Source organism: Homoserinimonas sp., from assembly GCF_056262345.1.
Genome location: NZ_JBACFR010000268.1, coordinates 1 through 7,920, shown reverse-complemented (window position 1 = coordinate 7,920; position 7,920 = coordinate 1). Strand labels below are relative to the sequence as shown.

The 7,920-nt window shown below is 63.6% G+C and carries 8 protein-coding genes; 1 reads left to right on the top strand and 7 read right to left on the bottom strand.

Annotation, left to right across the window (positions count from 1 at the left end; all coding sequences use genetic code 11):
* The 7 genes from AC062T_RS12635 to AC062T_RS12605 all read right to left on the bottom strand — a co-directional run.
* Positions 1-654, bottom strand: a 654-nt coding sequence (locus tag AC062T_RS12635; RefSeq protein WP_476030547.1) for an asparaginase domain-containing protein, incomplete at its 3' end; no start/stop codon positions are given.
* Positions 655-677: 23 nt separating this feature from the next.
* Positions 678-1,328 (bottom strand): TetR/AcrR family transcriptional regulator, encoded by a 651-nt coding sequence (locus AC062T_RS12630; protein ID WP_476030545.1) that lies wholly within the window; start codon positions 1,326-1,328, stop codon positions 678-680.
* A gap of 43 nt (positions 1,329-1,371) precedes the next feature.
* On the bottom strand, positions 1,372-2,346 hold the full coding sequence (locus tag AC062T_RS12625; RefSeq protein ID WP_476030543.1) for a phosphotriesterase family protein: 975 nt from the start codon (positions 2,344-2,346) through the stop codon (positions 1,372-1,374).
* Positions 2,347-2,368: 22 nt separating this feature from the next.
* On the bottom strand, positions 2,369-3,394 hold the full coding sequence (locus AC062T_RS12620) for a DctP family TRAP transporter solute-binding subunit (RefSeq protein WP_476030541.1): 1,026 nt from the start codon (positions 3,392-3,394) through the stop codon (positions 2,369-2,371).
* On the bottom strand, positions 3,394-4,332 hold the full coding sequence (locus AC062T_RS12615; protein ID WP_476030539.1) for a shikimate dehydrogenase: 939 nt from the start codon (positions 4,330-4,332) through the stop codon (positions 3,394-3,396). The genes AC062T_RS12620 and AC062T_RS12615 overlap by 1 nt, the downstream gene beginning before the upstream one ends.
* Positions 4,329-5,603 carry a TRAP transporter large permease gene (locus AC062T_RS12610; protein ID WP_476030537.1) on the bottom strand — a complete coding sequence of 425 codons (1,275 nt, stop codon included), beginning with the start codon at positions 5,601-5,603 and terminating at the stop codon, positions 4,329-4,331. The genes AC062T_RS12615 and AC062T_RS12610 overlap by 4 nt, the downstream gene beginning before the upstream one ends.
* On the bottom strand, positions 5,600-6,145 hold the full coding sequence (locus AC062T_RS12605) for a TRAP transporter small permease (RefSeq protein ID WP_159078152.1): 546 nt from the start codon (positions 6,143-6,145) through the stop codon (positions 5,600-5,602). Before AC062T_RS12605 ends, AC062T_RS12610 begins: the two co-directional genes overlap by 4 nt.
* Before the next feature lie 116 nt (positions 6,146-6,261).
* Between AC062T_RS12605 and AC062T_RS12600 the strand changes: the two genes are divergently transcribed.
* Positions 6,262-7,920 (top strand): TIM barrel protein (locus tag AC062T_RS12600; RefSeq protein ID WP_476030535.1); only part of this gene is annotated, 1,659 nt, incomplete at its 3' end.

Genomic DNA, 7,920 nt, shown 5'->3' with positions numbered 1-7,920 from the left:
CAGCGTCGATTCCGCGCCGACATAGGTGGTGACGATATCGACGACGGTGCTGTCGAATTGGAGGGTGGGCAGGTCAAGCGGTGTGTGGTTGCCGAGCACGGCGGCGGGAACGAGCTCTTCTCCCGCAAAGTGCGCGACCTCGATGCCACCGCGAAAGGGTGAGGCGGCCACGGTGTGGGCCTTGCGCGCACCCCGGGCGGTGCGCACGGTGCCGCTAAAGGAGATGAGGGTGCCGAGCCCGCGCATGCTGTGATTCGCGGCCACGGCAATCGCCTCTGCCAGGTTTCTGGGGCCATCGGGGGCCAGGGAATCGGCCATCTGCTGCGCTCCTGTGAGAACGACGGGCTTGGGCGAGGCCTTGACAAGATCGAGCAGGTAGGCGGTTTCTTCGAGAGTATCGGTGCCGTGGGTCACGACGATGCCGTCGACATCGGGGTCTGCTGCGGCCTCAGCGACGCCCTCCGCGATGAGCCGAAGGTGCGCGAGGGTGAGCCGGTAGCTGCCGAGTGTCAGGATGTCGCGGTGCGAAATGCGATGGTCATGCGCGAGACCTGAGACGAGTTCTGCGGTGCTGGCCTCCGCCACTCCCCCGGCATCGCCGTGCGAACGGGATGCGATGGTGCCGCCGGTGCCGAGAACGTGAATGTGTGCCATGCCTACAACGTACGCCGCACCGTCTACAACGGGGCAGAAAGCCAGGCGACTACCACGTCGCCAATGAGGTCACGATGGTGGTCGCGGCGATCCTCGGCCAATAGATCGCGTTCGAAGAGGTACCCGAAGGTGTGCTGGTTGGCCACCTGAAAGAAGCAGTACGAGCTGATGAGAAGGTGCACGTCGAGCGCGTCAACATCTGCCCTGAGGATTCCCGCCTCGTGTCCGCGAGCGAGCACGTCTTCGAGCAGCCCCAATGCGGGCCGGTTGAGATCGCGCAGCGAGTCGAGTCGGCGGATGGACCTGCCGTGGTTGATGTTCTCGATCGACACAAGGCGAATGAACTCGGTGTGGTTGAGGTGGTGGTCGTAGGTCAGCTCGGCGATGCGGCGGACGGCCTCGATGGGGGGCAGATCGCCGACCTCCTGCGACCGCTCTGCCTCACGGATGCCGCGGTAGGCGTTCTCCAGCACGGCAAGGTACAGCTTCTCCTTGCTGCCGAAGTAGTAATAGATCATGCGCTTGGTCGTGCGCGTCTGCTCGGCGATATCGTCCACCGTTGTGCCCGCATATCCCGACTCGGCGAAGACGGTGGTTGCTGCCGTGAGCAGGTCGGCACGGGTGCGTTCCGGGTCCCGGCGCCGCACAGGTGAAGAAGCAGAAGATTCGGTCACGGTCACACCAATCGAGCAGTTGCAGGGGCAGGAGCGGGGCGGGCTATTCGCCGCACAGCACCCGTCGGGGGTTCTCGACCATGAGCTGATGAATCGTCGCAGCATCGACGCCTTCTGCCACGAGCCGCGGCAGGATCGAGCGGGAAATCTGCTCCATGTGCCAGTGGGGAGCGTTGACGGCACGCCACGAAGGAGGGGTCATTCGGCTAAAGAACGCCGCGTCGTGAGACAACACGAGCTGAGAGGTGAGACCCTCCTCGATCAGCGCGAGCAGGCTGCGCACTCGGATCTCGTCCGACCCCATGTGGTCCATTCCAAACCGGTCGAAGCCGAGATAGGAACCGCGGGCGGCAACCTCGCGAAGGTAGTCGAGGTCGCCCGTGTCGCCGCTATGGCCGATCACGACGCGGTCGAGACCGACGCCGAGGCGCTCGAGAAGATCCTGCTGCTCCAGCCCACCGTGGGAGGGGGCGTGGGAGTGTGTCGTGACGGGTACCCCCGTCTGGTTATGGGCGATCGCCGCCGCCTCGAAGACCCGGTTTACATCTGGAGTGATTCCGTGCGCCTCAGACGCGACCTTGAGCATGCCCGCGCGGATGGTGGTGCCGGCGATGCCGCGCTCGATATCGCCGATGAAGAGGTCGATGAGGGGATCGGGTCCGTCGACGAGCCGACCCGGTCCGTTGAGCTGAAAATGGTGCGGCAGCACGTCGCTCGTATAAAACCCCGTCGCGGCGACAAGCTGAACGGGCACCCGTTCCGCGACGCGACGCACGCGTTCAACATCGCGTCCGTGCCCCAGCACCGTGAGATCGACAACGGTGCGCACGCCGAGCGCATACAAACGCTCGAAGCCGGCAATCGCTCTTTCGATCGCATGCTCTTCATCCCATTCGGGATGCGGCATGTTCACGTCGAGCTCCGGGCTCATCACGAAAACGTGTTCGTGGATGAGCGTCGTGCCGAGCTGTTCCGCCGTCACCTCACCGGTGAAAGTCGGAACCGTGCGCACCGTCATCTCTCTCGCTGTTTCCGTCTAGTTACTTAGACGAGGTGGAGCGAATTGCTTCGAAGACCTCAAGCGACTCACCTGTGAGGGTCTCCTCGAGGTACGAGACGGCCTTCTCCTGGAATGCGTCGACGTCTACGTCGTCAACGATCTCCCAGTCGCCCGCCGTACGCCACTCTTCGATCGTCGCTTCTTCGTCATCCGCAACGCACGTGGTGACCTCGGTGACAGCGGTTGCAACGGCGTCCGTGAGGGCACCCTGCTGCTCTTCGCTGAGGTCGTTCCACTTGGAGCTCATGATCACGAGGTTCGTGTTGAGCTGGTGCGCGCTCAGGCTCAGGTAGTCCTGAACTTCAGCAAGGTTCTGCGACTTGATGTTCGTGATGGGGTTTTCCTGACCCTCCACGGTGCCCTGCTGCAGGGCGAGGTAGAGCTCCTCGTAGGCAACCTCGGTCGCCTGAGCGCCCAGGGCCTTGGCGTTCATGAGGAACTGGGGCGAACCGGGGAAGCGGATGCGCAGGCCTGCAAGGTCGTCAGGCGTACGGATGGGCGTGTTCGCCGTGAAGTGGCGAGCACCGGCCGACCAGGCGCCGAGCGTGTAAACGCCGGCGGCCTCTGCGAACCCATCGATAACGACGTCGGAAGCGTCGCTCTCCATGAACTCCGCAAGGTGCGCCGCGTCGTCGAACGCGTAGGCCGCGTCGAGCACGCTGATCGGCTCGTAAACCGCGCCGAGTGCCGATGCGCCCTGGATGTCGATGTCGATGTCGCCCGAGGCAACCGACGCGATGCGGTCGGCGTCGCCACCGAGCTGGCTCGACGGAAAGAGCTCGATCTTGAGGCCAACATCAGCCTTCTCGATCTCGTCCGCGATGACCTGAGCGCCGCAACGATCCTGCGGCTGGTCGGGGTTGTAGCTGTGCGCAAGGGTGAGTTCGATGGTGCCGCCTTCGGCACTCTCGCCTCCGCCCGATTCGCCCGCGCAGCCCACCAGCAGCATTGCTGGGGCGGCCATCAGGGCGATCCACTTCATTCCGTGAGAACGACGTGTGATCATCAGTTTGTTCCTCTCTTTGGTGCCACTGGGGCAGGGTTTCCCGACGCTTCTGCAGCGACGAGAGTCTGGAGATCGGAGAGCATCGCTGCCCGATCGGCTGGTTGACCTGTGAAAATTTCAAAAGCATCCGCTGCCTGGTGCATCGCCATTCCCAGGCCGGACATCGTGCGGCATCCGCGAGCCTTGGCCCGCTTCAACAGCTCGGTCTCTGCCGGTCGATAGACAATGTCGGCGACGAACATGGTGGGTGACAGAAGCTCGGTATCGAAGGCGGTTCCGGGATGAGCCGCCATGCCCCACGGCGTGGCGTTGACAACGCCATCGGCGCCGTCAATCCACTGCGGCAGATCTTCGAGCCTCGCAGCCCGCACCTCACCATTAGCTGAACCTCGCACCCCTGAGGCGAGCGCTTCTGCTCGCTCAAGGTCGACATCAACGATCACGAGCTCGCGCACCTCGCGGCCGGCGAGAGCCGAGGCGACTGCCGCCCCGGCACCACCGGCACCGATGAGAATGACGCGGCCCCGAGCATCTGAGCCGAAAGCATCGTCGAACGCCGCCCCGAACCCGGTGACATCGGTGTTGTGGCCGATCATGCGGTCCCCGTCGAAGACGACAGTGTTGACGGCACCGACGGTGCGCGCGCTGGTCGCGAGCTCATGGAGGTGCGAAATAACTGCCTGCTTGATGGGATGCGTGATGTTGAGGCCCGTGAAGCCCATCCGGCGCGCTGCCCACAGCAGCTGCGCGATGTTCTCCTCCGTTGCCTCGCCCTCGGCGAGGTCGATCGGGCGATACACGTAGTGCATCTCGTGACGGGCGCCTTCGAACTCATGCATCGGGGGTGTGAGCGACGGGATGACGCCCTCACCGATGAGGCCGATCAGCACGGCGGGTCGCCGCGCCTCAGCACCAGTTGTGTGGATCAGGTCGGTCACAGTCCGAGCACTCCCGGCAACCACATCACGGCATCAGGGAACAGGATGACGAGTACGACGATCACGAGCGACGGGATCATGAACGGCAGGCAGCCCTTGAACACTTCGCCGACCCTGGTCTTAGACACCGCCGCCGTGACGAATAGCACGGTGCCGACAGGGGGTGTGAGCAGGCCGATCATGAGCGACACGATGAGCATGACGCCGAGCACGATGGGGTCAACGCCGTACTGGATGGCGATGGGCATGAGGATCGGCACGACGAGCACAAGAATCGCCGTCGCGTCGATAACGGTGCCGAGCACGAGCATCAGCAGGGCCGCAAGGGCCATGAAGACAGTCGGGTTATCGGTCAGCGAGAAGAACGCCTCCGTGAGCATCTGCGGCAGACGCTCCTTGGCGAGGATGTAGCCGAGCAGCGACGCGCTTGCCACGATGAGCATGATCGCCGCAGTCGTGAGGACCGACTCCTTGATGGCGGTAACGAAGCCCTTGAGACTCAGCGAACGCTGCAGGATGCCGACGAGCAGGATGTAGGCGACACCAACGGCTGCGGCTTCTGTCGGCGTGAAGAATCCGCCCAGGATTCCGCCCAGGATGATGAACGGGGTGATCATCGGCAGGATGACGCCCTTGGTCGACGCAAGTACTTCGGCCTTGTTCCACACACCCTTTTGGATGGCGGGGTTGCGGCGAACGAGCACCCACACGACGATGCAGAGACCGATCGCCATGAGCAGCGCGGGAATCACGGAGGCGGCAAAGAGCGCTCCCGTGGAGATCGCGGCAAGTCCGGCGAAGATCACGGCGGGAATGCTCGGGGGCATCACGGGGGCGATCAGCGAGGATGCCGCGTTGACACCGGTCGCAAAGCGACGGCTGTATCCAGCCTTGAGCATTGCGGGGATCTGCACCTTGCCCAGCGCTGCGGCGTCGGCGACAGCCGATCCGCTCATCCATGAGAAGCCGACACTCGTGCCGACCGCTACGTAGCCAAGGTTTCCCCTGACTCGGGCGAGCACCGCAAGGGCGAAGCGAAACAGACGGTCCGCGATGCCGGCGTGGTTCGCTAGGGCACCGAGAAAGATGAAGAGCGGCACGGCTAGCAGCGGGAAGCTGCCCATGGCGTTGGTGACGCTTCGCAGCGCCATACCGGTGGACTGGCCTTCGAGCACCATGTAGAGGAGCGACGGGCCAAGGAATGCGAACGCAACAGGAACGCGGATAACGAGGAGTACGGCAATAAGCAGGCCGAGGATTAAGAGGCTCATGCGGCCGTCACTTCACTTTCGTCGTAGTCCGTGAGCTTCGGACCGTTGATGAACACATCGGCTGCGGCGATGGCCGACCGGATGGTGAGGCTCACCACCCCGATGAGCACGGGGATATAAACGAGCGACATGGGCAGGCGCAGCACGGGCGACTTGATGATGCTCTGCGTGGTCACGAGGGACCACGCCTCGTAGGTGAGACCGGCTCCGACGGCGACGACGATGACCAGGGCGATTCCCTGCACGATGCGCACGACCATCTGGTTCTTGAACGTGTCGACGATCTCGAGGGCGATGTGTCCGCGGTTGGTGATGAGCACACCCATTACCGAGAACGTGAGCCAGATCATCGAGAACTTCGCGAGCTCTCCCGTCCAGGCAAAGCCCTCGAACGGCGTGTACCGCTGAGCAGCTTGCGCGAAGACGAGTACGAAGATCGCGATTAGGGCGACGGCCCCGATCGTGATTTCGATCGTCGTTAGTACTTGAGCTATGCGCCGCAGAGGGCCCAGTCGCCTTTGACGTGGTTGTGGATTACTCACGAGACTTCCTTGTTTCCGGGAGCGCAGGCCACCTGCGCGGCACTAACGTACTGGTTATTACATTATTTATGCAAGACGACTTTCCGAATAATGTACAAATCGGTACATTAGCCATCATGCGCACTTCGATAGCCACCGTCTGTCTCTCTGGAAGCCTCACCGAAAAACTCCACGCGTGCGCGGCCGCCGGCTTCGACGGCGTCGAAATAATGGATGCTGATCTCACGAGCGCCTACGAATCCCCCGAAGAGATTCGCGCGCTGTGCGCACGGCTCGGCCTCAGCATCGATCTATTTCAACCATTCCGCGACTTCGAGGGCGTCGATGAGGTCACGCTCGCCGACAATCTGCGCAGAGCAGAAGCCAAGTTCGACATCATGGAGCGCATCGGCGCCGACACAATCCTGCTCTGCAGCAACGTCGGAACGGCCACCATCGACGACGACGAGGTTGCCGCACGCCAGCTCGGCCAGCTCGCCGATCTCGCCGCAGCCCGCGGCATCCGCATCGCCTATGAGGCCCTCGCCTGGGGCCGATACGTCGACGACTACCGCCACGCCTGGCGCATCGTGCAGCTCGCAGACCGCCCCAACCTCGGCGTCTGCCTCGACAGCTTTCACATCCTTTCGCGCGGCCACGACCCCGCAGGCATCGAGCAGATCGATGGCGACAAGATCTTCTTCTTGCAGCTTGCCGACGCCCCCGCCCTGCAGATGGACGTGCTGTCATGGAGCAGGCACCACCGCCTGTTTCCCGGCGAAGGAGACTTCGCGCTCACCGCATTCCTCTCCCATGTCATCCGGGCCGGCTATACGGGGCCGCTCTCGCTTGAGGTCTTCAACGACACCTTCCGCCAAACAGACGCCGTGCGAACCGCGGCGCATGCCCGGCGCTCGCTCACCTGGTTGGCCGATCGAACCGCGACGGAGAACGGCTGGAGCGAAGACCGGCTGGTGAGCGCCCAGGCCGCCCACGGCATCGACTTTGTCGAGGTCGCCGGCGCTGACCTCTCCGACCTGGACCAGATGCTCGCCCAGCTCGGCTTCGCGTTCCGCGGTCGCCACAGGAGCAAGCCAGTACGGCTCTGGAGCGCGGGCGATGCCCGCATCATCCTCAATGAGCAGGCCAAACATGAGCAGGCGCAGGTGGCCGGCTTCGGCCTCGTTGTAGACGACGCCGCTGCGGCCGTCGAGCGTGCGCTCGCCCTCGGCGCTCCCAGCGTCTTTCGTCGCACCTATGCCGGAGAACACGAGCTGCGCGCCGTTGCCGCACCGGATGGCACCGAGGTCTATTGGCATGATCAGCCCGCTGACGAGTCCTGGGCGACCGAATTCGACGGCGGCAGCACCATCGGTGCGACGGCCGGGGTCATCGACCACGTCAACCTCGGATACCGCTGGCAAGACTTCGACGATGCGGTGCTCTTTGCCGCGAGTGCACTCTCTCTCACGGCCGAATCGTCCTCCGATGTGCCGAGCCCGAACGGCTTGGTTCGCAGCCAGGTCATGCGCACAGAAGACGGCGTCGTTCGGCTTCCCATGAACCTGGCACCACCCACCGCTCCCCTGCCCACGCGGCACATTGCGGTGCGGTGCGACGATGCGATCGCCGTTGCTCGGCATGCGCGGTCCGCTGGGCTCACCTTCTTGCCGATCCCCCGCAACTACTACGACGATCTCTCGGCCCGGTTCGACCTCGACGAAGGATTTCTTGCCACGCTGCAGGAGCTGGATCTCTTTTACGATCGGGATGCAGATGGCGAGTTCATCCACTTT

Coding starts and splice junctions, on each gene's coding strand:
- AC062T_RS12620 (WP_476030541.1), bottom strand. CDS start 3,394: ATGATCACACGTCGTTCTCACGGAATGAAGTGGATCGCCCTGATGGCC.
- AC062T_RS12610 (WP_476030537.1), bottom strand. CDS start 5,603: ATGAGCCTCTTAATCCTCGGCCTGCTTATTGCCGTACTCCTCGTTATC.
- AC062T_RS12625 (WP_476030543.1), bottom strand. CDS start 2,346: ATGACGGTGCGCACGGTTCCGACTTTCACCGGTGAGGTGACGGCGGAA.